The sequence below is a fragment of the Thiomonas sp. 13-64-67 genome, assembly GCF_002282795.1.
Classification (GTDB): domain Bacteria; phylum Pseudomonadota; class Gammaproteobacteria; order Burkholderiales; family Burkholderiaceae_C; genus Thiomonas; species Thiomonas arsenitoxydans.
The window spans coordinates 11,864-36,600 of the sequence record NZ_NCKP01000035.1 but is presented as its reverse complement, the minus strand read 5'-3'; the positions used below and the strand labels follow the sequence as shown (position 1 = coordinate 36,600).

The following is a 24,737-nucleotide window of genomic DNA, read 5'->3' as shown; positions in this document are numbered from 1 at the left end:
GGCGCGTTCTGGCTGGAAAAATTGCTGCAAAACACCTGGAACTTCGACTGGCAGGACGTGGCCTGACGCTGTAGCTCAGATGCGGCGCTGAACCAGCAGACGATAGGCCAGCAGATAGAGGGTGACGAAACCCACGCAGCAGGCCATGAGCAGGGGGGTGTTGCCCCACCACAGCATGGCCGGGGCCACGCTGAAAGCCGCGACGGCCCAGAGATAAGGCGAGGTGGCCGCATTGCGGCGTTGCCGCGGATCAGGATGATCATCCTCGTCGAGCAGGCGGGTGAGCCGCCAGTACACCAGGTGATGCAGATGCAGCGAATCGGGCGCTGTGCCCGCGCGTTGGCGAAACTTGCGCCGCCACAGCGAATACAGCAACTCCCACACCGGGTAGGCCAGCACCATGAGGGCGAACCAGGGTGAGACGGCTGGGTTGCGCGCCACCAGCAACACGCTGAGCAGCGCCATCCAGAAGCCGAGCAGATAAGCGCCTGTATCGCCCAGGAAGATCTGGCCGCGCGGCCAGTTCCAGAACAAAAAGCCCAGCAGCGCGCCGATGGCGGTGAGGCTGAGCGCCATGATCAGCGGGTCGCTGACCTTGAACGCCACATAGCCGATGGCGCCGAAAATCATGAAGCTCACCATGCCGGCCAGGCCGTTGTAGCCGTCGATCATATTGACCGCATGCGGCAGGGCGCTGATGGCGACGAGCGCGATGAGCCAACCCAGCACCGGCCAGGCGTGTATCCATGCGTCCAGCGGCCACAGCCCCAGACGGGTGACGCTGGCCTCAAGCAGCCAGACCGCTAGCCCTGCGGCGAGCACCGTGGCCAGCGCCCGCCACAAGGGGGGCACATGGCGGCGCAAGTCTTCCACCACCCCGGCGAGCAGCACCGGCGCAATGGCGACGGCCAATCGGATTGTGACAGGCGCGCTGACATAGGTGAGGTGCATGAGCCATAGCAGGCCCACCATCAGGCCCAGCGCCAGGGCGAAGCCGCCGGTGCGCGGCGTGGGGTGGCGATGCCATTTCTGCACGCCCTGGGTCTCGTCCAGGCCGAAATGCCTGCGCCGTCCCAGCACGATGAGGGCGGCGCATCCCAGCCAGCAGAGCAGGGCGGACAGGGCGGTGGCGTGCAACATGGGGTACGGTAGACAAACGGGATAAACCGACATTGTGCCTTTGCCAGGCATCACGAATCCACATGTCCCGCGCGCCGCCTTGCCTGCGGCCGTCGCCTACACTGCGCAGTTATGTCTGCATCCTTCTCCTGGCCTTTTGAGCTGCTTATCGGTTGGCGCTATACCCGCAGCGGGCGGCGCAGTCGGCGCAACGGCTTCATCTCCTTTATTTCTGCGGTTTCCGTTGGCGGCATCGCGCTCGGGGTCGCCGCGCTGATCGTGGTCATCTCGGTGATGAACGGGTTTCAGAAAGAGGTGCGAGACCGCATGCTCAACGTCATTCCGCACATCCAGATTCTCAATGTCAATGGTCAGGCCTTGCCCGACTGGCGCGGCGTGGCGCAGCAGGTCAAAAGCAATCCGGCAGTGACCGGGGTGGCGCCCTTTGTGCAAGGTCAGGCGCTGGTGGCGCAGGGCAGTCAGTTGCAGGGCGTGCTGGTTTGGGGGGTGGAGCCGAGCGAAGAAACCCAGGTGTCGCAGATCCCCGAGCACATGGAGGCGGGCAGTCTGGCGGCGCTCAAGCCGGGCGACTTCGGCGTGGTGCTGGGCAACGAGCTGGCCAATGCGCTGGGGGTCGGCGTAGGCGACCAGATCACCATGGTGGTGCCCAGCGGCTCCATCACCCCGGCGGGCATGATTCCGCGCCTGCGCACCCTGCGGGTGGTGGGCATTTTCAATGTCGGGCACTACGAGTACGACAGCACCCTGGCGCTGGTGAATCTGCAGGACGCTTCGGCGCTGTTCCGCACCGGAGGCCCCACCGGACTGCGGGTGCAGACGCGCAATATGAATGACGCCCCACAGATTGCGCAAGACCTGCAGCGCGTACTGCCACCCGAACTCGTGGCCCAACCCTGGACCGAGCAGAACCGCACCTGGTTCGAGGCCGTGGTGATCGAGAAGCGCATGATGTTCATCATCCTCACCATGATCGTGGCGGTGGCGGCGTTCAACCTCGTCTCTACCCTGGTCATGACGGTGACCGACAAGCTGGCCGATATCGCCATTCTGCGCACGCAGGGTGCGAGCCCCGGCTCCATCATGTCCATCTTTCTGCTGCAGGGCGCGGTGACGGGGTTTCTCGGCACCTTCGCCGGTGTCGCGCTGGGTTGTCTGATTGCGTTCAACCTCGATCCCATTGTCTCGTTTCTCGAAGCCGTGCTGCACACCCAGTTCCTGCCGCGCAGCGTGTACCTGATCCACACCATGCCCAGCGATCCGCGCTTTTCAGATATCGCCACCATCACCGTGGCGTCGCTGGTGTTGTCGCTGCTGGCCACGCTTTATCCCAGTTGGAGCGCCTCGCGGGTGCAACCAGCGCAGGCTTTGCGGTATGAGTGAACATCTGCTGCTGTCCGATCTGCCCTCGACCTCACCGGCGCTTGCGCAACTGCTAGCGCAGCCCGGCTTGCCTGCAACCGCCGCTCTTTGCCGCCAGGCCGCGGTGCTGGAGCAGGAAGCCCCTCGAGAAGATGCCCAAGCCGCCTGGCTGACGCCCGCCGAGCGCTGGCTGCTGCACGCCCTGCGTCTGGAAGGCGCCGAAGCGGAGCAGGCGCCCTGGGCACGTCTGGCCGCGCTGGCCGATGGCGTGGCCGACGCTTTTCCCGCAGATCAGGCGCTGTGCCTGCTCACCCCGGCGCATCTGCGGCTGGGACGCGACAGCCTGACGCTCACCGATCCTGCCGCGCTCGATCTCAAGGCGGATGAAGCTCAGCCGCTCTTCGCCGCCGTCGAGCCCTTGTTTGCCAGCGCGGGATGGACGCTGCGCCAAGTCACGCCGATGCGCTGGTACGCCGCCCACTCCAGTCTGACCGAGGTGGTGACGGCGGGCGTGGCGCGCTCTCTTGGCCGCAGCGTGGCGGCGTGGATGCCCGGCGGCCCGGCGGCCCGGCCTTGGCGGCAACTGCTCACCGAAGTGCAAATGACATGGCAGCACCATGCCGTCAACGAAGCGCGCGAACAGCGCGGCCTGCCCGACATCAATACCCTCTGGATACACGGCTGCGGCCCCCTGGCGGCCGATTGGCGCAGCCCGGTTCGCCTTGCAGAATATGCGGGAGATGGCGATGCGGTGAGCGATCCGGCCCTCGCCGCCGCGCTGCGCGGCCTGGCGCTGCGCCCGCGCAACGGGCCGCTCGACACCCTGCGTATTTTCGACGCCCGCGCGCTGCTGGCCGATGATCCCGCCGCCGGTCTGCGTCAGCTCGATGCCAGCCTTTCCGCCGCCATTGCGCAGGTGGTGCAGCAGACGGGCGGCGTGCGTCTCACCCTCGCGGGCGAGCTGCGCTGGCGCACCCTGCAGATCCGCCGTCCGCAAGTCTGGAAATTCTGGCAACGGGCCGACTTTCCCGCGCAGTTTCACGGTTTGTAGCCAAACAAGTTGTCACGTTTTGTCATTCTTATCGCACATAAAAACAACTTTGCAGGCGATGAGGGTGAGAGATGGGTTACGAACGCTGGTGGGCCGCATTCGGCCTGTTTCTGGGATTTGATGCCAGGCGCTCCCAAGCGCGATGACGTCGGCGCTGCGCTCGTCTGGGCTGCGGTGATGCGGGCTCTGCACGCCAAAACGCCAAGCCGCCAAAACGCCAAAACGCCAAAACGCCAAAACGCCAAGCCGCCAAGCCGCCAACAGGCGCCGCCGAGCGGTCTGCCGCGCGTTGGGCTGACCGCCGCTTCCACGGCCGATGCGCGCTGGCAGGGCGATGGTCGCCCTCTGGGCCGTGGCGCGCGCTTGCCCTGGTTTCCGCAGCCCGGTCGGCACCAGATCGCCCTGGTCGATGCGCGCGGCGCCGGGCTTCGCACCCGGCGCTGAACGGGGGCTGAGCAATCAGCCCCCTGCCGCAAGCTCAGAACAGTACGGCTGCCTTCTGTAGGGCGATATAGACGCCGATGAAGAAGGGAATACCGACCGCAGCCCAGGCCAGCATGCCGACCATGCCGAAGCTGCCGCGTGCCGCGTGCTCGGCGTCACCGGCGATGCGGTCTTCGTGCTTGAGGGCGCGTTCGCGGGCGAGTTCTTCTGGCGTCATGCGGTACTTGGCCGCAACAGGGCGCACCAGCAGGTTGAGGATGAAGCCCACCAGCAGCAGTCCGGCCAGGATGTAGAGCGTGCGGTCATAGACCAGGTTCTTCGCCACACCAGCGTCGATCTGGGTCTGGCGGATGGCGGCGATGAGGAAGGGCCCAGCCACACCGGCAACCGACCACGCCGTGAGCAGACGGCCGTGAATCGCGCCCACCATCTGCGTGCCGAACAAGTCGGCCAGATAGGCGGGCACAGTAGCAAAGCCGCCGCCGTACATGGTCATGATGACGCAGACCACCAGAATGAACAGGCCTGCCGCGCCGCTATGGCCCAGCGCGGGGAGGCTGGCGTAAAGCGCCACGCCCAGCGCAAAGAACACCGCATAAGTCGCCTTGCGGCCGATGTAATCAGACAGCGCGGCCCAGAACAGACGTCCACCGCTGTTGAACAGGCTGATCAAACCCACCAAGCCACCGGCTGCCGCGACCAGCGCGGCCTTCTGCGCCGCATCGAGTGCTGCGCCGCTGTCGAGGCCGATGAGACGGCCGCCGAACACGTCCTGCAGCATCGGGCTGGCCATGGCGATCACGCCGATGCCGGCCGTCACGTTCAGGCACAGAATCCACCAGACCAGCCAGAACTGCGGCGTTTTCATCGCCTTGTTCAGATGCACTTCATGGTCGGTGATCATGGCATTGCCGCCCTTGGCCTTGGGCGTCCATCCCCGCGGCTTCCAGCCAGTGGGCGGCACCCGGAAGCCGAACGCCCCCGCCGACATCACCACGAAATAGAGCACGCCCATGATGATCAGCGTCTGAGCGACGCCCAGCGTGCCCGAGGCGCTGAAATACTTCATCAGCGCCACAGCCAGCGGTGCACCGATCATCGCGCCGCCGCCAAATCCCATGATGGCAAAGCCTGTGGCCAGACCGCGACGATCCGGGAACCATTTGATGAGGGTCGAGACGGGCGTGATATAGCCCAGCCCCAGACCAATGCCTCCCAGCACGCCGGCCCCGAGAATCACCAGCCAGAGCTGATGGATGTAGACGCCGATGCCGCCGAGCACCAGGCCGCCGCCCCAGCACAGCGCGGCGATGAAACCGGCCTTGCGCGGTCCCGCATGTTCCAGCCAGGCGCCCCAGATGGCGGCCGAAATACCCAGAAAGGCGATGAATACTTCGAAGATGTGCGTCACTGACGGCACGGTCCAGTTGCAAGTCGTGGTGGTGAGATGGCCCCAGAAACCCAGCGAGCCGCATACGGCAGGATCGGTGCCCCCGAGCAGCTTGCTCATCGGCAGCCAGAACACGGAGAAGCCGTAGGCCATGCCGATACACAGGTGAATCGCAAGCGCGGCGGTAGGCACCAGCCAGCGGTTGAAATTGGGACCTGCAACCGTGCTTTCGCGGTCGAGCAGGCCCGGTTTAGAGAGGGGTGTGCTAAGAGAAGATGCCATTCATGACTCCAAGTTTGTTGTTGTTCCCCGGGATGCGGCGGCAGGAACTTTTGCCGCTGCAGGCCGCTTTATAGTCAAATTTCGTGACTTTGTTGGCAAAGTTTGTCTGACATGTTGCGTTTTGTGCATATGAAAAAAGCCGACAAGCGTCGGCTTTTGGTGGAGGTCTGCCCTCACAGGCAGACTACCCTGAAATTACTGATTGAACGCCGCGATCGTGGCCTGGTCGAGCACGCCCGATTCAGGCAGGCCGCGCGAATTCTGGAAGCGCTTGAGCTCAGCGCGGGTTCGCGGTCCCATGACGCCATCGGGCGTACCCACCGGAAAGCCCTGCGCGTTGAGCTTTTCCTGCGCCTGTTTGAGCGTCATGGTGGCGGGGGCGGTCTGCGTTGCGGCCACAGGCTGTGCGGCCGGGGTCGATCCGCCTTGCACGCCGAGCTGGCCGCCAGTGCCCAGTCCGCCTTTGACTTCCTGCGCTTTGTAGTTCTCGACGGCCTTGACGACACCGTTATACGAATCCATGAACGCCGCCACGATGACTTTGCCCTGCGCCGTGTTGGCATAACCGCCACCGATGCCGCCCGCTGCGCCGCCAAACAAGCCGCCAATGGCGCCAAAATCCCAATTTTTCGCACTACCCTCGGCAGCAGCAAGCTGCACGCCTGAACGGTTGTCCACCAGCGTGAGCAGGGTGCTGGCTTCCTTGGCGCTGACGCTGCCACCCACAATGGCCCCAACCGGGCCGAGCAGACCACCCACTAATCCGCCAATGCCGCCAGCGTTATTGTTCGAGAAGGTGATGGACGGGCTCAGGGTGTAGTCCGCCGAAACCATTTGCCCCTTGCCGAAGTTCGAGTTCTGCCGCAACTCGCCCGATTGGGCCAGCGCGCGCTCTTGCATCATGTTATTCATGGCGCGGCCACGATCGACCACCACAAAGCAGTTCGACTGCTGGATCATGAGCTTGAGCACCGGCGTGGTCGGGCCGAGTTGGTATTGGCTGGTGAGAATGCCGTACCAAGGTGTATTGGTGTCTTCCACCACGGCAATCGTGCCCAGCGGCGCGTTGCAGCGAGCGAGTTTGCTGTTCGCGTTCTGGCTGTTGGCGCCGCCAGCCGATCCTGTGGCTTCGGTTTTTGCAGCTTTTGATCCCATGTCCATGCTGGAACATGCGGCGAGGGAAAGGACCGCAGCTAGGGCTGTCAGGCGCTTGAATGGATGCATCATTGATCTGGACTCCAAGTTGTTATCGATGAAAAAGCGGGCCTGCCCGACTATCAGACGGCGCAGCCGCCAGATACTAGAAGTTTTTTATGGTGTTTTTCGGTCATAAACGCCTTCTGAGTGCGCAATCTTGACGAATTGTGGCTTTTTAAGCATTTTGCTAGGCCGATATGCAAGGTTTGAGCCTGAAGCGACGCTATCGCATGAACGATGCGCATCAGGTTTCGGTGTCGCGCGCACAATAGAGGTTTAGCCGTCTTCAAGGCCCACAATCCATGACTTCACAACAAATCTCCCCCTTTGCCGAACTCGGCTTGCCCGAACCGTTGCTGCAAGCCCTGCGCGATGTGGGATATGAAACCCCGTCGCCTATTCAGGCGGCCACCATTCCGCCGCTACTGGCCGGGCGCGACGTGCTCGGGCAGGCGCAGACCGGCACGGGCAAGACGGCAGCGTTTGCCCTGCCCATCCTGGCCAAGATCGATTGCAATGCACGCCACACCCAGGCGCTGGTGCTGGCGCCCACGCGCGAGCTGGCCATTCAGGTGGCCGAAGCCTTTGCGCGCTATGCCACCCATCTGCCGGGTTTCAATGTGCTGCCGATCTATGGCGGGCAAAGCTACGTGCCGCAGCTCGCCTCGCTCAAGCGGGGCGCGCATGTCGTGGTGGGCACCCCGGGGCGCATCATCGATCATCTGGAGCGCGGCACGCTCAAGCTCGACCAGCTCGCGCACATGGTGCTCGACGAGGCGGATGAGATGCTGCGCATGGGCTTCATCGACGATGTCGAGTCCATCCTGAAAAAGACCCCGCCGCAGCGTCAGGTGGCGCTGTTTTCGGCCACCATGCCCTCGGCCATCCGCCGAATTGCACAAACCTATTTACGCGATCCGCAGGAGATCACCATCAAGGCGGCCACGACCACCGCCACGCACATTCAGCAGCGCTACTGGATGGTCAGCGGTCTGCACAAGCTCGACGCGCTCACCCGCATTCTGGAGGTCGAGCCGTTCGAAGGCATGATCATCTTCGCCCGCACCAAGCAGGCCACCGAGGAGTTGGCCGAGAAGCTGGCAGCGCGTGGATTCACCGCAGCGGCGCTCAATGGCGACGTGCCGCAGGCGCTGCGCGAGCGCATGGTGCAGCGGCTCAAGGACGGGCAGCTCGACATCCTCGTGGCCACCGATGTGGCGGCGCGCGGGCTGGATGTGGAGCGCATCAGCCATGTGGTGAACTACGACATTCCGACGGATACCGAAAGCTACGTACACCGCATCGGCCGCACCGGTCGTGCGGGGCGCAGCGGCGACGCCATTCTGTTCGTTACCCCGCGCGAGCGGCATTTGCTGCGCGCCATCGAGCGGGCCACGCGCCAGCCCATCACGCAGATGCAGTTGCCCAGCACCGAAGCGGTGAATGACAGCCGCATCAGCCGCTTCATGGAGCGCATCACCGAGGCACGCGAGCAGGAAGGGTTGGAGGATTACCAGCGTCTGGTCGAGCGTTACGAGCAGGAGTTCGACATTCCGGCCATCGAGATTGCCGCCGCGCTGGCACGTATGGTGCAAGGCAACAAGCCGCTGCTCATGCGCCCGGGCAGTGAACCGACCTACAACGCTGATACCCGCGAGGAGAGCCGCGCGCCACGCCGCGAGCGCGAACCGCGTGAGGGCCGCGAACCGCGCGCGCCACGCCCAGCGCGGGCCACACGCGAGGAGGCCCCTGCGGCGCGTGCGCCGCGTGAGCGCGCCAAGCCCCGCGATCTCGACGATTTCACCCAAACCCTGATGCAGGCGCGTGAAGCGGCCGATGCGGCGCCGCATTCGGCGCCGCGCGAGGTCGCGTCGGCCGAACATCCGGCGCACAGCGAGCGCACCGCGCGAGGCCCGCATACCGCCAGCGATGTGCGCTTCGAGACCTACCGGGTGGAAGTCGGACGCGATCATGGCGTGGAAGTGCGCAATCTGGTCGGCGCCATCGCCAACGAGGCCGGGCTTGAAAACAAGCACATCGGCAATATCGCCATTCGCGGCGACCACAGCTTTGTCGAGCTGCCCGAAGGCATGCCCAAAGATGTGTTCCGCACCCTGCAAAAAACCTGGGTGAGTGGGCGTCAACTGCAGCTCACCAAAGCCGAGCCGGTGCGCGATACCGCCCGGGAACGTCCGGCGACCCGAGCGCCCGCGCGACGTTTCGATTCGGGCGACGCGTCGCCCGCGCCCAAGCGCCGCGCCGCGCCGATGCCCGGTGGCAAGTCGTTCAAGCGCAAGCCTTGACGCGGCGGGACGAAGCAGGGGTCTGAAAGCGCGGCGTCGGCAAAACGGATGCTCAACCGACTCTGGCTCGGCTTCTTTCTGGTGGCCGCCGTTGCGGCTCTGACGCGCTGGGCACTGGGCGATGCGGCGGTATTCGCCGCGATCACCGACAGCCTGTTCGCCATGGCCAAGCTCTCGGTCGAGGTGATGGTGCTGCTGTTCGGCACGCTCACCTTGTGGCTGGGGCTGCTGCGCATCGCCGAGCGCGCGGGGCTGGTTGAGGTGTTGGCGCGGGCGCTGGGCCCGCTGTTCCGGCGGCTGATGCCGGAAGTGCCGCAAGGCCATCCGGCCATCGGCCTGATCACCCTGAACTTCGCCGCCAATGTGCTGGGACTGGACAACGCCGCCACGCCCATCGGCCTGCGCGCCATGCGCGAGTTGCAAACGCTCAACCCCAGTCAGGACACGGCGAGCAATGCGCAAATCCTGTTCCTGGTGCTCAATGCCTCGTCGCTGACGCTGCTGCCAGTGAGCATTTTCATGTACCGCGCGCAGCAGGGTGCGCCCGACCCGACGCTGGTGTTTCTGCCCATTCTCATTGCCACCAGCGCGTCCACGCTGACGGGGCTGCTCAGCGTGGCGTGGATGCAGCGGCTAAAACTCTGGGACCCGGTGGCGCTGGCCTATCTAGGCGGCGGCGCGCTGCTGCTGGGCGCGCTGCTCGCGGGGCTGGCGACGCTCAGCGCGGCGGCGCTGGCCAGCGTTTCGGCGCTGGTTGGCAACCTGGTGTTGTTCGGCGTCATCCTCGCCTTCCTGCTGGCGGGCGCGATCAAACGGGTGCCGGTGTACGAGGCCTTCATCGAAGGCGCCAAGGACGGCTTTGGCGTGGCGCGCGACCTGTTGCCCTATCTGGTGGCCATGCTGTGCGCGGTGGGGGTGTTGCGCGCCTCGGGCGCGCTGGGCTATGCGCTGGAGGGCATCCGCTGGGTGGTGCACGCGCTGGGCATGAACACCGACTTCGTCGCGGCGTTGCCCACGGCGCTGGTCAAGCCGTTTTCCGGCAGCGCCGCGCGCGCCATGCTGATCGAGACCATGCAGCATTACGGCGTGGACAGCTACCCGGCGCTGCTGGCCGCGACGATGCAGGGCAGCACCGAGACGACGTTCTACGTGGTGGCGGTGTACTTCGGCGCGGTGGGCATCAAACGCGTGCGCCACACCGTGGGTTGCGCACTGGCGGCCGATCTGGCCGGAGTGGTGGCCTCGATCGCGGTGTGCGCGTGGTTCTTCGCGCCGCATTGAGCGCTTGCAGCGCTACCGTCCGAGTTGGCGCAGCAGGTTGATGGCCTTGGGCTCGCCATGTTTGGCGACCAGTGCAGCCTTGATTTCCGGGAGCAAAGCGAGCAACTGGTCGGGCGTCTGGCATTGCTCGATTCTGAGTTGCAGTCCGTAGGCCTTGATCATGCCCAGATGGCTGCTCACCAGGCCGTTGATTTGCTCGTAAAGACTGGAAAAGTCGGCAGTGGTGTTGACCTTTGCGGACTGCACGTCGAGGGGCTCCAGCGCCAGTTCGGAGGGCAGTTCATCGTCATCGTGCAGAAATGAGTCAGCCTCCTCCTCAACTTTGGGTGCTGCGATCAGTTCGAGGGCGAGCAGTTGCTCCAGCGCGTCTTCGGGAGCGGAGATGGCCTGCATCAACTCCCGCAGGGTTTGCACGTTGCGTTTGCCGTCCACCAGAAGCAGCACATTGCGCAACACACGCGATTGCAGAACCGCCCGCTTGGCGATCTCGTCCTGGCCCTTTTCGGTTTTGAATAACACGCTGTCTTGGCGCATGGCGGCGTCCTTCAGGCGAATACGAAACTACGCGGACTATATAGGGCTTGGCGTCGATTCGGTCGCCTGCGGCAGGCAGACTCAGTGCAGCAGATCGAACAAGGTGCGCGCTACCACTTTGGTCGCGCGGCGCAGGTCTTCGAGCACGATGTGTTCGTCGGCGCGCTTGGCATTGCTCTCGCGCACGGTGCGCGGGCCCGCGCCGTAGATCACGGCGGGAATGCCGTGTTCGGCGTAAAGCCGCACATCGGTGTAGAGCGGGGTGCCGATCACCGGGACGGGTTCGCCGAACAGGGTTTGCGCATGACGCTGCAGCGGCGTGGCCAGGCGCTCGAATCCGGGAATGGGTTTGAGCGCACGCGCCAGCAGCATGCGGCGAATGTCCACGGTGATGCCGGGAACCGTGGCGGCGGCCTGTTCGATCACGCGCCGCAACTCGGCTTCGACCATGGCCGGGTCTTCTTCGGGAATCATGCGGCGGTCAAGCTTGAGCACCACCTTGCCCGGCACCACGTTGGTGTTGGTGCCGCCTTCGATCAGCCCGACGTTGAGATACGGGTGGTCGATGCCTTGCACCTGCGAATGCATCTTGCGGTAGATCGCGTTCTGGGCATAGAGGGCGTTCAGAATGGCCACGGCGCCCTGCAGTGCGTCCACGCCGGTATGCGGAATGGCGGCGTGCGCCATGACGCCGTGCACCGTCACTTCGAGTTGCAGGCAGCCGTTGTGGGCGTTAACCACCTGATAGCTGAAACCGGCGGCGATTTCCAGGTCGGGCTTGGTGAGACCATGCTCCAGCAGCCAGCCGGGGCCGAGGGTGCCGCCGAATTCTTCGTCGTAAGTGAAGTGCAGTTCGACGCCGCCCTTGAGCGGCACGCCCAGCGCTTCAAGGGCGCGCACGGCGAAGGTGTAGGTGGTGAATTCGCATTTGCTTACGGCGGCGGCGCGGCCGTAGAGCTTGCCGTCTTCGATCTCGCCGCCGTAGGGGTCGTGCGTCCAGCCTTCGCCCGGCGGCACCACGTCGCCGTGGGCGTTGAGCGCGATGACCGGGCCGCCCGCGCCATAGCTGCGCCGCACGATGAGGTTGGTGATGGACTCCAGGCCCTGCTCTTTGCAGGCTTCGGCGGGAATGGCGATTTTTTCGGCCGTTAGGCCGAAGTTGGCCAGCAGCTCGGCGGTGCGTTCGGCGTGCGGGGCGTTGTTGCCCGGTGGGGTGTCGGTGGGCACGCGCACCAGTTCCTGCAGCATGCGGGTCTGTTCGTCGAAGTGGGTATCGACCCATCGGTCGAGGGCGGCGTAGGTCGGTGAGTCGCGAGTGGTGTCGGTCATGATGCGGCGAGGGTGTCGAGGAGATGTTGGAAGGCGGCGCAGGCGAGGTCGAGATCGTCGGCCGTGCTGGATTCGAGCGGGTTGTGGCTGATGCCGGCGTTTTCGCCGCGCACGAACAGCATGGCCTGCGGCATGACGGTGTGCAGCATCATGGCGTCGTGTCCGGCGCCGCTGGGCAGGTGATGCAGCGGTAGGCCGAGCGCGGCGACTGCGCGTTCCCAGCGTTGTTGCAGTGCCGGGTCGCTGGTGGCGGCCTGCTCGCGCATGGTTTGTTCGAGGGTGAAGCGCAGCTTGCGGCGGGCGCAAATGGCGGCCAGCTCGGTGCGGGTGTCGGCCAGCACGGCGTCGCGCTGGGCATTGTTGGGCGCGCGGATGTCGAGGCTGAAGCGGCAGCGCCCGGGCACCACATTGATCGACCCGCCGGGCACTTCAAGCAGCCCGACGGTGCCGACGCTATCGCCATCGGCGGCGGCGCGGCGCTCAAGAAACAGCGCCAGTTCGGCGGCGGCGCAGGCGGCATCGCGGCGCGCGTTCATCGGCGTGGTGCCGGCGTGGCTGGCCATGCCGATGATCTCGCCGACGCAGCGTACGCTGGCGTTGATCGAGGTGACGATGCCCAGCGGCAGGTCGAGCGCATTGAGCACCGGGCCCTGTTCGATATGCACTTCGACGAAGCCGAGGTAACGCGCCGGATTGCGGCGCAGCGCTGCAATGGCGGGCAAGTCTGCGGGTAGCCCGGCGTGTCGCATGGCGTCGCGCATGGAGATGCCGTCGCGGTCTTGCTGGTCGAGCCAGGCCGCCTTGAACGCGCCAGTGAGCGCGCCCGAGCCGAGGAAGGTGGCCTTGTAGCGCTGGCCTTCTTCTTCGGCGAAGGCCACGACTTCGAGGCCGAAGGGTAGGCGCCGACCCGCGCGGTGCATGGCGCGCACGCAGGCCATGGGAATGAAGTGGCCGATGCGGCCGTCGTACTTGCCGGCGTTGCGCACGCTGTCGTAATGGCTGCCGGTAAGCAGGCGCGGGGCTGCGGGGTCGCTGCCTTGGTAGACGCCGACCACATTGCCCACGGCGTCGATGTCCACCGTATCGAAACCGCATTCGCGCATGGTGGCGGCAATCTCGGCGGCCGCGGCGCGGTGCGCGTCGGTGAGGTAGGTGGTGGTGAGTTCGCCGCGTTCTTTCCACGCCGGTTCGCTGTGCGTGGCGAGGTGTTCACACCAGTCCCACACGCGGTTGCCTTGTTCCGGCACGAAGCCGAATTTATCGTTCAGTCGCAATTCAGCAATGCGGTGGATCTGGCGCAGGGCTTCGGCAAACTCGATGTCCGGCGGGGTGTCGGTGCGGCGCTCCAGCGTGGCGATGATCTGTGCCCGGCTCAGCCCGGCGCCGCGCGGACCGCGCACTGCGAGGATGAAGGGCCAGCCAAAGCGCGCGGTGTATTCGGCGTTGAGCGCGTTGATGCGGGCGAACTCTTCGGGGGTGCAGTGCGACAGGCCGGCGCGCGATTGTTCATCCGTGGATTCGGCTGTGAGCTGGCCCGCTACGGCCGCCTTGCCCGCCAGCTCCGGGTGAGCGCGAATCAGCCCGAGCTGTTCATCGCGGCTGGCCTGGCGCACCGTCTGCACCAGCGCCGCCTTGAGAGCGGCCAGGGTGGCAAAGGGGCGGGCCACCCAGGTGCGCGCGGCAATCCAGGGCGAGTGTTCATAGACGCCGTCGAGCAGGTCGGTGAAAGTCGGCGCCGACGCGGCGTTGAGTTCAGCCAGAGTGGGCATGATCACTCCCAGACAAAAGCGGTGGCCGCATCGAAGGGATGCTCGGCCTGCCAGTGACGCGCAATGTCGATACGGCGCGCGATCCACACCCGGTCGTGGCGCTGCACATGGTCGAGAAAGCGCTGCAGCGCGCGGATGCGGCCGGGCCTGCCGAGCAGGCGCGCGTGCATGCCGATGCTGAGCATTTTCGGCTGATCTTCACCTTCGGCGTAGAGCGCGTCGAAACTGTCGCGCAGGTAGATGTAGAAGTCTTCGGCCTGTGCAAAGCCCTGGGGCAGAGCGAAGCGCATGTCGTTGTTGTCCAGGGTGTAGGGCACGACCAGATGGGGCGCAAGGCTGCCGTCGGTCTTGCGCACCTGCAGCCAGAACGGCAGGTCGTCGCCGTAATAGTCGCTGTCGTAGGCGAAGCCGCCGAAGTCGGCCACCAGGCGGCGGGTGTTGGGGCTGTCGCGGCCGGTGTACCAGCCCAGAGGACGCACGCCGCAGACGGCTTCAATCGCCTCCATGCCCAGCCGCATGTGCTCGCGCTCGGTGGCTTCGTCGAGGTTTTGATAATGAATCCAGCGCCAGCCGTGACAGGCGATTTCATGACCGAGTTCCACGCAGGCGCGGGCTAGGTCGGGTGTACGTTGCAAGGCCATGCCCACGCCGAAGACCGTGAGCGGCAAGCCGCGGCGCTCGAACTCGCGCAGGATGCGCCACACGCCGGCGCGCGAGCCGTATTCATAAATGCTCTCCATGCTGAGGTGCCGCGCCGGGTAGGCGGCGGGATTGAACAGTTCGGAGAGGAACTGCTCGCTGCCCGCGTCGCCATGCAGCACGCAGTTCTCGCCGCCCTCTTCGACATTGAGCACGAACTGCAGCGCCACGCGGGCCTTGCCCGGCCAGTTGGCCTGAGGCGGGTTGCGACCGTAGCCGACGAGGTCGCGGGGATAGGGTGGGATGGACATATTTAACTTTCAGGCCGCGTAGCTGCCCAACGCCTGCGCGAGATCGACGCTGCTGGTTCTCGGGTGATAGAGCAGACTGTTTTCGGTGGCCAGAAGATGGGCCTCCATCAAAGCCTTGGCTTTGGCAACGTCGCGTGCTTCCAGGGCTTTTAGGATGTCGACGTGTTCGTCTGACGAATGCTGCGCCGCGCGCGACGACTGGTACATGAGCGTGATAAGGGCGCAACGCGAGATCAGTTCCGACAGAATCTGCGCCAGCACATGGTTGCCGATGCGCTCGGCCATCAGCACATGAAAATCGCCCAAGAGCCGCGTGCGACCCGTCACATCCACACGGCCGACCACGGCCTGCTCCCGCTTAAGGTGGGCACGCAGGGCGCGGAAATCGCTCGCCACGGCCTTTTCGCAAAACTCCTCGACCAGATGCTGTTCGAGCATTCGTCGCACCGCGAACACCTGCTGCGCTTCCTCGACTGAAGGTTGCGAGACAAAGGCGCCCCGGGCGGGCTCCAGCGTGACCAAATGATCGCGCGCGAGCTGGAACAAGGCTTGCCGCACGATGGTGCGCGACACCCCGTAGATCGCCGCAATCTTTTGCTCGGTGAGCTTGGCGCCGGGCGCCAGACGGTGTTCGATGATGGCTGCGGTGATGGCTGCGACGATGGTCTGCGTCGAGTCAGGCAGCGGGCTTTCGGCAGCGGCCACCGCACTCACGATCGTTCCAGCTGGGGTTTGTTGGGCCTTGGAGGTTTTTTTGCGGCTTGCTGTCATGGTTTCACTCCTTGCGATGTTTTCCGGGACGGTGTTTGCTGTCTCCAGGGCGTGTTCACTTGCAGCGTTGGCATTGTTGTGATTCCGTTTGACATGCAATAGCATACAACTTAAATTTCGATTGTATGCAAAAAATGTAGACCGAAATCAACGAATGGATCGATGACCACAATGGGCGCCTTGACCACACACATTCTCGACACCGCGCATGGACGGCCAGCCGCTGCCGTGCAGATCGATCTGTACGCCGAGCAAGGCGCAGAGTGGGTGCTGTTGCGTTCCGTGCAGACCAATACCGACGGTCGTTGCGATGCGCCGCTGTTGCAAGGCGCCGATTTGCAGCCCGGAAGATACCGGCTGGTGTTCCAGATCGGCGCCTATTTCAGGGCGCTCGGGCTGACCCTGCCGCAGCAGCCCTTTCTCGATCAGATTCCCCTGGAGTTCGGCGTGGCCGATGCGCAGCAGCACTATCACGTGCCCTTGCTGGTGTCGCCCTGGAGTTATTCGACTTATCGCGGCAGTTGAGACAGCTTGCCGCTTGAACCAGGATCGCCGCAGCGCGGTGCGCCATTGCAGATGGCACGCGATCCGACAGACTTTCGCAGAGCCTGCCGTGGCGGAAGTCGACTTCATATGACCCTTTAGGAGACGTCATGATGAGCGACTTGATGACCACCATCCTGCCCTACGCCATGAACTGGGCCGATCTGCTGCTGCGTTGGCTGCACGTCATTGTGGCGATTGCCTGGATTGGTTCTTCGTTTTATTTCGTCTGGCTCGACAACAGCCTGGAGAAGCCCACCGACCCGGAGTTGAAGGTCAGGGGAGTGGATGGGGAACTGTGGGCGGTGCATGGCGGGGGCTTCTACAACCCGCAGAAATACAGGGTCGCGCCGAAGAACCTGCCGCAGCATCTGCACTGGTTTTATTGGGAGAGCTATTCCACCTGGCTGTCGGGGTTTGCTCTGCTCTGCGTGCTGTACTTCTATCACGCCGGCATTTTCATCGTCGATCCGCGGGTGTTTGCCTGGAGTTCGCCGGGGTACGCGGTGGCGGCCATGCTGGGCTTTCTCGTCGTCGGCTGGTTGGTCTATGACGGCATCTGCCGCGTGTTCGGCCAAGGCAAGAAGGGCGACCTCACCGTGGGCATTCTGGTTGCGGTGTATGTGCTCATTGCGGCCTGGCTGGCCTGCCATTTGTTTGCCGGGCGGGCGGCGTTTCTGATCATCGGCGCCATGCTCGGTTCCTCGATGAGTGCCAATGTGTTTTTCTGGATCATCCCCGGTCAGCGCCGGGTAGTGGCGGCCATGCGCGCTGGCCAAACGCCCGACCCGATGGATGGCAAGCGCGGCAAGCAGCGCAGCGTGCACAACACCTACTTCACCCTGCCGGTGCTGTTCGCCATGCTGTCCAACCATTACAGCTTCGTGTATGACGCGCCGAACAACTGGCTGGTGCTGGTGCTGATGATGTTGGCCGGCGCGCTTATCCGCCAGTTCTTCGTGCTCAAACACAAAGGCGCCTGGAAGTGGCAATACTGGATCGTGGGTGGCGGCCTCATTCTGGCCGTGGCGGTGGCGCTCGCGCCCAAGCCGCAGCCCTCGTTCGCAAACGCGAAACCGATCACGTTCGCGCAGGTGCAGCACATCGTGCAGGAGCGCTGCCTGTTGTGCCACTCCGGTGCAGCGGCCAGCAAAGGGGTGCGTCTGGATTCGGCGCCAGACATCGTCAGCCACGAGCAGGCGATTTATCAGCAGGTGGTGGTGCTCAAGGCCATGCCGCTGAACAACGCTACGCAGATGACCGATCTGGAGCGCGCCGAAATCGGGCAGTGGATCAAAGACGGCGCCAAGCCCTGATCGCTGGATGCGCATGGGACATACGCCCCGCCCAGGCGCCTGTCTGACTTGGCAAGCCTGCGAGGCAAAAAGGCAGTGCGCAGCGCTCTTGCCAGACCGGTCTGTTATGGTTCCCAGCCGATCAATCCATGACGTGAAACCCGCATGCACCTTCTCGTTCTCGACGTTGGCAATACCCGGCTGAAATGGGGTCTGTATTCGCAAGCGCAACGCAACGCGGAGTTGCTCGCCGGTGGGGCCATGCTGCTGGAAGAGGTCGATCAACTCAGCCGTGTGCTGACCAAGCAACCGCGCGCCGAGCGGGTGATCGGTTGTGCCGTGGCCGGTGCGGTGGTTACCGCGCGGGTGTGTGCCGAGCTTGATGCGCTTGGGCTGCGCTGCAACTGGATCAGCGCGCAGGCCGCGCAATGCGGGCTGCGCAACAGCTATGCCGTGCCCTCATTGCTGGGTGCGGATCGATGGGCGGCGCAACTGGGCGCACGCCAGCGCGTGCCCGATCAGGCGGCGATGGTCATCAGCGTGGGGACGGCCGTCACCGTCGATTGCCTCAGCCGCGAAGGGGTGTTCATCGGCGGCATCATCCTGCCCGGCTTTGGGTTGATGCTCAAGGCGCTGGAGATGGGCACGGCTGGGCTGCGCGTGCCCGAAGGTGACATCGCGGAATTTCCCACCAATACCAGCGATGCCTTGATGACTGGTGGCGCCTTGGCCATTGCGGGCGCGGCGCGGCAGATGCATGCCCGTCTGCAAGCGCGGGAAGCGGGCGAGGTGGTTGTGCTGCTGACCGGCGGCGCGGCGCCCAAGCTGCGCGACGCCCTGGGGCTGCCGCATCAGCATGTCGAACATCTGGTGTTCGAAGGCTTGCTGTGCATTGCGGGGAACGCGCAGCCGCAGACGGATCAAAGCACGTAGCGCGACAGATCTTCGTCGCGGGCGATGTCGCCCAGACGTTCGTTGACCATCGCCGCATCGACTTTCACGGTGCTGTGCTGCGCGCCATCGGCGTGAAACGACACCTCTTCGAGCAGCCGCTCCATCACCGTGTGCAGCCGCCGCGCGCCGATGTTCTCGGTCTTTTCGTTCACTTGAAACGCCACTTCTGCCATGCGGCGAATACCGTCGGCGGTGAACTCGACTTGCACGCCGTCGGTGGCGAGCAACGCGGCGTACTGCTTGGTGAGGCTGGCATCGGTACTGGTGAGAATGGCCTCGAAATCCGCGACCGAGAGCGACTCCAGTTCCACCCGGATGGGAAAGCGCCCCTGTAGCTCGGGAATCAGGTCGGAAGGCTTGGCGACGTGAAACGCCCCGCTGGCGATGAACAGAATGTGATCGGTGCGCACCATGCCGTATTTGGTGCTGACCGTGGTGCCTTCCACCAGCGGCAGCAGATCGCGCTGCACGCCCTGGCGCGACACATCGGCGCCCTGGGTGTCGCTGCGCGAGGCGACCTTGTCGATCTCGTCGAGGAACACAATGCCGTTCTGCTCCACCGCGCGCAGCGCGCCGGCCTTGATCTCGTCTTCGTTCACCAGTTTGGCGGCCTCTTCGTCGATCAGCAGCTTCTGCGCTTCGCGCACCGTCACCTTGCGCGTCTTGCGGCGCGTTTGGCCCAGATTGGCGAACATTGAGCGGCGCTTGCGCAGCATTTGGCGCGTGGGATTGGTCTCGGTGACCGATGGGGTATGCCCGCTGGAGTCCGCCGGCGCGGGCAGCAGCACGTCGAGAATGCGGTCTTCCGCGCGGTCTTCGGCGCGGGTGCGCTGCTGGCGCATGGCGGTTTCGCGCGCCAGCTTCACCGCGGCCTCCATCAGGTCGCGGATGATGGTGTCCACATCGCGTCCGACGTAGCCCACTTCGGTGAACTTGGTGGCCTCGACCTTGATGAACGGCGCATCGGCCAGCTTGGCCAGACGGCGCGCAATCTCTGTTTTGCCCACGCCGGTGGGGCCGATCATCAGAATGTTTTTTGGGGTGATTTCGTGCCGCAACGGCTCGGCGACCTGCTGACGGCGCCAGCGGTTGCGCAGGGCGATGGCCACTGCCTGCTTGGCCTTGGCCTGGCCGATGACAAAGCGGTCGAGCTCGGAGACGATTTCTCGGGGAGTCATATTCATGGTCTTACTCACCCAGGGTTTCGATGGTGTGCGACTGGTTGGTGTAGATGCAGATGTCGCCCGCAATCTTCAGCGATTGGGCGACGATCTCGCGCGGGCTGAGCGCGGTGTGTTCCAGCAGGGCGCGGGCGGCCGACTGGGCGTAGGCCCCGCCGGAGCCAATGGCGACGATGCCGTATTCGGGTTCGAGCACATCACCATTGCCGGTGATGATGAGCGAGTGCTCGGCATCGGCTACCGAGAGCATGGCCTCCAGGCGGCGCAGCATGCGGTCGGTGCGCCAGTCCTTGGCCAGTTCGACCGCGCTGCGCAACAACTGTCCCTGGTGCTTCTCCAGCTTGGCCTCGAAGCGCTCGAACAGCGTAAAGGCATCGGCCGTTCCCCCGGCGAAGCCAGCCAGAATCTGGTTGTTGTAGAGCCTGCGCACTTTGCGCGCAGTGGATTTGACGACGATATTGCCAAGCGTCACTTGCCCGTCGCCGCCCAGGGCCACGGTAGCGCCGCGGCGCACGCTGAGGATGGTGGTGCCGTGATATTGATCCATGCCGGGATGTAAGGGTGGGAGTAGAAAACTCAAGAGGCGGCAGTGTGGCAACCCGGCAGTGCAAGCGCCGCTTTGCCGCAGCCGGACGGCGCCGAGCAGAACCTCAGTCGCGACGCAGCTGAATGAGGGCGTGCTCGTGCAGGCCGAGGATGCTGAACAGACCGGCGATCAGCCGGTGTACGCCGGTGAACTGCAGGGTCTTGCCCTGATCGTGTTGCATCATGGCCCAGTTGAGCAGGGCGCCTGCGCTCGAAAAATCGATACGGCGCAACTGACGCAGGGAAATGCTCATCTGTTCATGCGCTTTGGCCGCCTGCTCAAGCGGGTTCAGAAAGTCGCTTGAACTGCCGAGAATCTCGCCGCTGAGATGCAACTGTGCCGAGCGCGAGCCGCCATTGCCCAAAACGGAATTCGGGCTGATCCCCGAGTTCTGAAATGCAACTGGCTGTGTGGATGCCTCAGGCGCCGCGTTGCCGTCCACGCCGACGAGCTCGACTCTGGCGCGGCTGGCTTCCCAGGTCGGAGGCGAGATTTCGTAGGTCACGCAGTAGTCGAGCGCGATGGCGTCGAAATCGTCCTGCTGGTTGACCAAGCGCAGCAACTCCAGACGTAAGGCCCACCATAGCGGATCGGCCTCGCGCTGCATGGCGGGCGCCTGCGCTTGGCACAGGGACAGCAGGGTATTCGCGCCGTTCAGGGTGACGGTGCAGGCGGTGCTGTTGATCTTTTTCAGCGACTCAACCAGTGCGGACAAGGCGGTTGGCGTGATGGTGCGCACCTCCTCGAAGCTCAATTCAAGCGCCGACGGCGCATTGAGCAGCAGCTTGCGCAAACGCTCGGTTTGGACGGCATCGACCGATGCAGAAAAAACCAGCGAGGGCTTGAAGTGGTTTGACGCTGGCGCGGGCGCCGCAGCGGGCGCAGGTAGGCCGTCTTCGGCCATCGGCGCCGAGGTCTGGAAGCGGCTGACGAAATCGGTCACCAGGGCTTCGAACTTGTCGATCTGCCCCGAGGCGCGGAACAGGTCAAACAGCGCCAGCCAGAGCTCTTTCTCGGAATCCAGATCCTGCGAGTTGGAAATCGCGTCGCGCAAGGCCGACTCGGCGGCGACATCATCGCCATTGGCGAAGTCCATCACCGCCTGATCGAACAAGGGATTGGAGCTCAAAGCCTCGTGCACTTCCACGGCGAAGAAGGCGCTGGGCATGAAGTCATTGCTCGATCGCAGCCAACTGTCGCCCGAGGGCGCCGAGGTGTGCGGCGGTAAAGCGTCGGCGCTCAGGCGGGTGGCTGCCGCCAGCGTAGGCTGCTCGTCGAACGACACGGCAGCCGGTTGCGACTTGCGCACCTGCGCTGGCGGCGCGCTGGGCACGAAGGGGACGGTGGGGGCGTAGCCAACAGGCGGCAGCGTAGGCGGCTCACCCGGCGCCGTGGTCGGGCCGGACTGCGACGGCACACCGGTCGCGGGTTGCGTTGTCAGACCGCCCGGCTTGGTGATCAGAGTGGTATCGGCATAGGCCGTATCCACCTTGAAGTGCATCGTTCCAGTCGTCTGCGACTCGGGCGATAGCGTCCCCGCCGAGAGGGATGGGGGCGCGAAGGTGAGTGGCGGTTTGGCCTGTGATGGCTGGTGGCTTTGGGGGGGCAGACTTTGGGGAAGAGATCGGGTCGTGGGCGCAGGCATCTGCCGCGTGACCGGCGCGCGACTGCGGGTTGCAGCAGAGGCGTGGTCACCCGCCATCGATTTTTCGATCTCGTTGATTTTTCGCAGGGTTTCGTCCCGGTCGTGCACCGGGGTGGGCTGGGACGTCAGATCCGGAACATTGGTCTGCAGGCTGTCATCCATGCCCAGATCGGTGGCCTCGCGCCTGCGTAGCTTGCGCAGGCCGTCGAGTTCGCGCTTGCGGATGAAATCGTCCTGACGCTTCTGGTCCTCGCGGGCCTTGACCCGGGCGAGGTTTTCATGCTCTTGAAGGGCCTGTTCGTCGGTTAGCGACCAGTCGCGGGTCGGGTTCTTGACAAAAGAACCCACTCGCTTCCAGAAACCGCCTGAATCAGAACTGCTCATGCCTGAGTTGCCCGCAAATCGCGCCTGCCGCAGGGAGGCGACAGGTCTTCAATCAATCGTTGAACATTTTCTGCTTGAGCTCGCGGCGTTGCTGCGCTTCGAGCGACAGGGTGGCCGTCGGCCGGGCCAGCAGACGGCCGATGCCAATGGGCTCGCCTGTTTCTTCGCACCAGCCATATTCGCCGCTTTCGATACGCTGCAGCGACTGGTCAATTTTTTTCAGCAGCTTGCGCTCACGGTCTCGGGTGCGCAACTCCAGCGCGTGCTCTTCTTCAATCGTGGCGCGATCGGCCGGGTCGGGGACCAGCAGCGTGTCTTCGCGCAGATGCTCGGTAGTTTCGCCCGCGCTCTTGATCAGATCGTCGCGCATGGTGCTGAGCAGACGCTTGAAGTAGTCGAGCTGGACTTCGTTCATGTATTCCGACTCGGGCATGGCCAGCAATTCTTGCTCGGTCAGTTCGGAGGCAGACTTGTGCTTCCAGGCATTGGCATGCTTGGGATCGGATTTTCTGGGGGTGGGTTCGATGGTTGTGCTGCTCATGGAACTTCTGTCGAGTCGGATAGGTTCCGGCGACCCCATGGCCGCCGACAAGGGTTTTGAGGCGTGGAGTTTACTCACGCCAGACGAAGATGAGCGCCGAAGCGCCGGGGAAGCTGTGACTTTTTTGGCAGCTGCGGCAGAGACGGCTGGCGCGGTTTGCGCCGCTGTAGCTTTAGCGGCTGACTTGGCGGGCACAACTTTGTCGGGCACTACTGGCGTCGCCTGAACGGCTGGCTCGACCTTGGTCTTGGCTGCAACTGGTTTGACTGCGGGTATTTTGTCTGCCGCCGCAGGCTTGCTCTTGCCTGGGGCTGCGACCGCTTTTTGAGACGACTTGACCACGAAAATCCTCCCGAACTTTCCCATCCGACGGCCCATTGCCGCCTGATTTGCTGCGTAGCCCGGCACGGACGAAGTGAATTCGTCGTGCGCTGACCCGCGCGCTGATTTGAACGTGTGGAGCCGCCCATCGCTGGACTCGCCCCCGGACTTTCCACCCCTTGACTTTCCACCCCTCTTGACCGCGCTCTTTGCCGTACTCTTGGCATCATGTCTTTGCTGTGCCGAGGTGCAGGTCAGCCCCACTGCAACCCAACGCAACCCAACCCAACCGCCCCTCAATTCCACCATGACTGCGGTTTGTCGGGCGAGCTGTCATTCAAGTTAGCCACTGCCCGGGCTGGCCACTGCCAAAACCGCCCGATTCTATTCATTTCGGGTGGCAAGGCAAATGCATCATCCGATCAAGCATTGCTGCAGACCTTTTTCGAGGATGTCGCGCGGCAGATCGATGCCGATAAACACCATCTTGCTTTGCCGCTGTTCCTGCGCCCCCCAGGGCGCGGCGAGATCGCTGCCCATGAGCTGGTGCACGCCCTGGAACACCACTTTGCGGTCGATGCCCTGCATGTTCAGCACGCCCTTGTAGCGCAGCATGCGCGGGCCGTAGACCTGCACGATGGCGCCGAGAAAGTCTTCGAGCTTGGCCGGATCGAAGGGTTTGTCGGCGCGGTAGACGAAGGATTTCACATCATCGTCGTGGTGGTGATGGTGCGGGTGATTGCAGTGTTCGCCATGCTCGTGATCATGGTCATGGTGATCATGGTCGTGGTCGTGATGATCGTGATCATCGGCCTTGAGGAAGTCGGGGTCGATGTCGAGCTTGGCGTTGAGGTTGAAACCCTTGAGGTCGAGCACCTGCGACAGCGGCACCTCGCCGAAATGCACCACGCTTTGCTTGGCGCGCGGATTCATATGGGCGAGTCGGTGTTGCAGGGCGGCGAGTTCGTCGGCACTGACCAGATCGGCCTTGCTGATGAAAATCTGGTCGGCGAAACCCACCTGGCGCCGCGCTTCTTGCCGACTGTCGAGCTGCTGGTTGGCGTGTTTGGCATCGACCAGGGTGAGGATGGCATCGAGCATGTACTGGCTGGCGACCTCGTCGTCCATGAAAAAGGTCTGCGCCACCGGGCCAGGGTCGGCGATGCCGGTGGTCTCGATGACCACGCGGTCGAACACCAGCTCGCCCTTGCGGCGCTTGGCGGCCAGATCGGCCAGCGTGGCGCGCAGATCGTCGCGAATGGTGCAGCAGATGCAGCCATTCGACATCTGCACGATCTGCTCGCCCGCTTCCTGCACCAGGATGTCGCTGTCGATGTTCTCTTCGCCGAACTCGTTTTCGATCACGGCAATCTTGGAGCCATGCGCTTCGTGCAGCACGCGCTTGAGCAGGGTGGTTTTGCCGCTGCCGAGAAAACCGGTGACGATGGTGGCGGGAATGAGGGAGGCCATGGTGGGATTCCTTGAAA

At 64.1% G+C, this 24,737-nt stretch carries 21 protein-coding genes; 8 read left to right on the top strand and 13 right to left on the bottom strand.

What is annotated here, in order from left to right:
- Positions 1-75: 75 nt before the first annotated feature.
- The gene (locus tag B7X30_RS09940) at positions 76-1,140 is read right to left on the bottom strand and encodes a glycosyltransferase family 4 protein (protein ID WP_286730413.1); all 1,065 of its coding nucleotides are present in this window, start codon (positions 1,138-1,140) and stop codon (positions 76-78) included.
- A gap of 111 nt (positions 1,141-1,251) precedes the next feature.
- Here B7X30_RS09940 and B7X30_RS09935 point away from each other — a divergent pair, with 111 nt between their 5' ends.
- The 3 genes from B7X30_RS09935 to B7X30_RS09925 all read left to right on the top strand — a co-directional run bounded on the left by B7X30_RS09935 (position 1,252) and on the right by B7X30_RS09925 (position 3,994).
- The gene (locus B7X30_RS09935) at positions 1,252-2,520 is read left to right on the top strand and encodes a lipoprotein-releasing ABC transporter permease subunit (RefSeq protein ID WP_286730412.1); all 1,269 of its coding nucleotides are present in this window, start codon (positions 1,252-1,254) and stop codon (positions 2,518-2,520) included.
- Complete coding sequence (locus tag B7X30_RS09930) at positions 2,513-3,550, top strand: hypothetical protein (protein ID WP_286730411.1); 1,038 nt, start codon at positions 2,513-2,515, stop codon at positions 3,548-3,550. Before B7X30_RS09935 ends, B7X30_RS09930 begins: the two co-directional genes overlap by 8 nt.
- A 120-nt stretch (positions 3,551-3,670) precedes the next feature.
- Complete coding sequence (locus tag B7X30_RS09925; RefSeq protein WP_286730410.1) at positions 3,671-3,994, top strand: hypothetical protein; 324 nt, start codon at positions 3,671-3,673, stop codon at positions 3,992-3,994.
- Positions 3,995-4,028: 34 nt separating this feature from the next.
- Here the strand turns inward: B7X30_RS09925 and B7X30_RS09920 are convergent, their stop codons facing one another.
- Together B7X30_RS09920 and B7X30_RS09915 are read right to left on the bottom strand one after the other, a co-directional pair.
- On the bottom strand, positions 4,029-5,666 hold the full coding sequence (locus B7X30_RS09920; RefSeq protein WP_286730409.1) for an L-lactate MFS transporter: 1,638 nt from the start codon (positions 5,664-5,666) through the stop codon (positions 4,029-4,031).
- A 195-nt stretch (positions 5,667-5,861) separates the two neighbouring features.
- Complete coding sequence (locus B7X30_RS09915; RefSeq protein ID WP_465020139.1) at positions 5,862-6,890, bottom strand: peptidoglycan-binding protein; 1,029 nt, start codon at positions 6,888-6,890, stop codon at positions 5,862-5,864.
- Positions 6,891-7,165: 275 nt separating this feature from the next.
- Between B7X30_RS09915 and B7X30_RS09910 the strand changes: the two genes are divergently transcribed.
- On the top strand, positions 7,166-9,166 hold the full coding sequence (locus B7X30_RS09910; RefSeq protein WP_286730407.1) for a DEAD/DEAH box helicase: 2,001 nt from the start codon (positions 7,166-7,168) through the stop codon (positions 9,164-9,166).
- A 48-nt stretch (positions 9,167-9,214) separates the two neighbouring features.
- Positions 9,215-10,447, top strand: coding sequence for a spore maturation protein (locus B7X30_RS09905; protein ID WP_286730406.1), 1,233 nt, complete (start codon positions 9,215-9,217; stop codon positions 10,445-10,447).
- Between the two features lie 12 nt (positions 10,448-10,459).
- Here B7X30_RS09905 and B7X30_RS09900 read toward each other — a convergent pair whose 3' ends face one another.
- The 5 genes from B7X30_RS09900 to B7X30_RS09880 all read right to left on the bottom strand — a co-directional run bounded on the left by B7X30_RS09900 (position 10,460) and on the right by B7X30_RS09880 (position 15,800).
- The gene (locus B7X30_RS09900; protein WP_286730405.1) at positions 10,460-10,981 is read right to left on the bottom strand and encodes a hypothetical protein; all 522 of its coding nucleotides are present in this window, start codon (positions 10,979-10,981) and stop codon (positions 10,460-10,462) included.
- An 81-nt stretch (positions 10,982-11,062) separates the two neighbouring features.
- Positions 11,063-12,310, bottom strand: coding sequence for a M20/M25/M40 family metallo-hydrolase (locus B7X30_RS09895; RefSeq protein WP_286730404.1), 1,248 nt, complete (start codon positions 12,308-12,310; stop codon positions 11,063-11,065).
- Entirely contained in the window at positions 12,307-14,079 is a 1,773-nt protein-coding gene (gene uraD / locus B7X30_RS09890; protein ID WP_286730403.1) for a 2-oxo-4-hydroxy-4-carboxy-5-ureidoimidazoline decarboxylase, read from the bottom strand. Before uraD ends, B7X30_RS09895 begins: the two co-directional genes overlap by 4 nt.
- A gap of 2 nt (positions 14,080-14,081) precedes the next feature.
- Positions 14,082-15,029, bottom strand: coding sequence for an allantoinase PuuE (gene puuE, locus B7X30_RS09885; protein WP_286730402.1), 948 nt, complete (start codon positions 15,027-15,029; stop codon positions 14,082-14,084).
- 9 nt (positions 15,030-15,038) lie between these two features.
- Entirely contained in the window at positions 15,039-15,800 is a 762-nt protein-coding gene (locus B7X30_RS09880; RefSeq protein WP_286730401.1) for a GntR family transcriptional regulator, read from the bottom strand.
- A 171-nt stretch (positions 15,801-15,971) separates the two neighbouring features.
- Between B7X30_RS09880 and uraH the strand changes: the two genes are divergently transcribed.
- The 3 genes from uraH to B7X30_RS09865 all read left to right on the top strand — a co-directional run bounded on the left by uraH (position 15,972) and on the right by B7X30_RS09865 (position 18,571).
- Positions 15,972-16,325 carry a hydroxyisourate hydrolase gene (uraH, locus tag B7X30_RS09875; RefSeq protein WP_286730415.1) on the top strand — a complete coding sequence of 118 codons (354 nt, stop codon included), beginning with the start codon at positions 15,972-15,974 and terminating at the stop codon, positions 16,323-16,325.
- A gap of 128 nt (positions 16,326-16,453) precedes the next feature.
- On the top strand, positions 16,454-17,659 hold the full coding sequence (locus B7X30_RS09870) for a urate hydroxylase PuuD (protein ID WP_465020137.1): 1,206 nt from the start codon (positions 16,454-16,456) through the stop codon (positions 17,657-17,659).
- Positions 17,660-17,803: 144 nt separating this feature from the next.
- Complete coding sequence (locus B7X30_RS09865) at positions 17,804-18,571, top strand: type III pantothenate kinase (RefSeq protein ID WP_286730400.1); 768 nt, start codon at positions 17,804-17,806, stop codon at positions 18,569-18,571.
- Here B7X30_RS09865 and hslU read toward each other — a convergent pair.
- The 5 genes from hslU to B7X30_RS09840 all read right to left on the bottom strand — a co-directional run bounded on the left by hslU (position 18,559) and on the right by B7X30_RS09840 (position 24,720).
- Complete coding sequence (gene hslU / locus B7X30_RS09860) at positions 18,559-19,776, bottom strand: ATP-dependent protease ATPase subunit HslU (RefSeq protein ID WP_286730399.1); 1,218 nt, start codon at positions 19,774-19,776, stop codon at positions 18,559-18,561. The genes B7X30_RS09865 and hslU overlap by 13 nt on opposite strands.
- A 4-nt stretch (positions 19,777-19,780) precedes the next feature.
- Positions 19,781-20,320, bottom strand: coding sequence for an ATP-dependent protease subunit HslV (gene hslV, locus B7X30_RS09855; protein ID WP_013106488.1), 540 nt, complete (start codon positions 20,318-20,320; stop codon positions 19,781-19,783).
- A 103-nt stretch (positions 20,321-20,423) separates the two neighbouring features.
- Positions 20,424-22,388, bottom strand: a complete 1,965-nt coding sequence (locus B7X30_RS09850; protein WP_286730398.1) for an STAS domain-containing protein — start codon at positions 22,386-22,388, stop codon at positions 20,424-20,426.
- Positions 22,389-22,440: 52 nt separating this feature from the next.
- A complete protein-coding gene (gene dksA, locus B7X30_RS09845) occupies positions 22,441-22,929 on the bottom strand; it encodes an RNA polymerase-binding protein DksA (RefSeq protein WP_286730397.1) in 489 nt (162 codons plus the stop codon).
- Positions 22,930-23,664: 735 nt separating this feature from the next.
- Positions 23,665-24,720 (bottom strand): CobW family GTP-binding protein, encoded by a 1,056-nt coding sequence (locus B7X30_RS09840; protein ID WP_286730396.1) that lies wholly within the window; start codon positions 24,718-24,720, stop codon positions 23,665-23,667.
- Between the last annotated feature and the right edge of the window lie 17 nt (positions 24,721-24,737).

What these genes read in the sequence shown, in the direction of transcription:
- B7X30_RS09940 (WP_286730413.1), bottom strand. Translation starts at nt 1,140, where the DNA reads ATGTTGCACGCCACCGCCCTGTCCGCCCTGCTCTGCTGGCTGGGATGC.
- B7X30_RS09935 (WP_286730412.1), top strand. Translation starts at nt 1,252, where the DNA reads ATGTCTGCATCCTTCTCCTGGCCTTTTGAGCTGCTTATCGGTTGGCGC.
- B7X30_RS09930 (WP_286730411.1), top strand. Translation starts at nt 2,513, where the DNA reads ATGAGTGAACATCTGCTGCTGTCCGATCTGCCCTCGACCTCACCGGCG.
- B7X30_RS09925 (WP_286730410.1), top strand. Translation starts at nt 3,671, where the DNA reads ATGCCAGGCGCTCCCAAGCGCGATGACGTCGGCGCTGCGCTCGTCTGG.
- B7X30_RS09920 (WP_286730409.1), bottom strand. Translation starts at nt 5,666, where the DNA reads ATGGCATCTTCTCTTAGCACACCCCTCTCTAAACCGGGCCTGCTCGAC.
- B7X30_RS09915 (WP_465020139.1), bottom strand. Translation starts at nt 6,890, where the DNA reads ATGCATCCATTCAAGCGCCTGACAGCCCTAGCTGCGGTCCTTTCCCTC.
- B7X30_RS09910 (WP_286730407.1), top strand. Translation starts at nt 7,166, where the DNA reads ATGACTTCACAACAAATCTCCCCCTTTGCCGAACTCGGCTTGCCCGAA.
- B7X30_RS09905 (WP_286730406.1), top strand. Translation starts at nt 9,215, where the DNA reads ATGCTCAACCGACTCTGGCTCGGCTTCTTTCTGGTGGCCGCCGTTGCG.
- B7X30_RS09900 (WP_286730405.1), bottom strand. Translation starts at nt 10,981, where the DNA reads ATGCGCCAAGACAGCGTGTTATTCAAAACCGAAAAGGGCCAGGACGAG.
- B7X30_RS09895 (WP_286730404.1), bottom strand. Translation starts at nt 12,310, where the DNA reads ATGACCGACACCACTCGCGACTCACCGACCTACGCCGCCCTCGACCGA.
- uraD (WP_286730403.1), bottom strand. Translation starts at nt 14,079, where the DNA reads ATGCCCACTCTGGCTGAACTCAACGCCGCGTCGGCGCCGACTTTCACC.
- puuE (WP_286730402.1), bottom strand. Translation starts at nt 15,029, where the DNA reads ATGTCCATCCCACCCTATCCCCGCGACCTCGTCGGCTACGGTCGCAAC.
- B7X30_RS09880 (WP_286730401.1), bottom strand. Translation starts at nt 15,800, where the DNA reads ATGACAGCAAGCCGCAAAAAAACCTCCAAGGCCCAACAAACCCCAGCT.
- uraH (WP_286730415.1), top strand. Translation starts at nt 15,972, where the DNA reads ATGGGCGCCTTGACCACACACATTCTCGACACCGCGCATGGACGGCCA.
- B7X30_RS09870 (WP_465020137.1), top strand. Translation starts at nt 16,454, where the DNA reads ATGATGAGCGACTTGATGACCACCATCCTGCCCTACGCCATGAACTGG.
- B7X30_RS09865 (WP_286730400.1), top strand. Translation starts at nt 17,804, where the DNA reads ATGCACCTTCTCGTTCTCGACGTTGGCAATACCCGGCTGAAATGGGGT.
- hslU (WP_286730399.1), bottom strand. Translation starts at nt 19,776, where the DNA reads ATGAATATGACTCCCCGAGAAATCGTCTCCGAGCTCGACCGCTTTGTC.
- hslV (WP_013106488.1), bottom strand. Translation starts at nt 20,320, where the DNA reads ATGGATCAATATCACGGCACCACCATCCTCAGCGTGCGCCGCGGCGCT.
- B7X30_RS09850 (WP_286730398.1), bottom strand. Translation starts at nt 22,388, where the DNA reads ATGAGCAGTTCTGATTCAGGCGGTTTCTGGAAGCGAGTGGGTTCTTTT.
- dksA (WP_286730397.1), bottom strand. Translation starts at nt 22,929, where the DNA reads ATGAGCAGCACAACCATCGAACCCACCCCCAGAAAATCCGATCCCAAG.
- B7X30_RS09840 (WP_286730396.1), bottom strand. Translation starts at nt 24,720, where the DNA reads ATGGCCTCCCTCATTCCCGCCACCATCGTCACCGGTTTTCTCGGCAGC.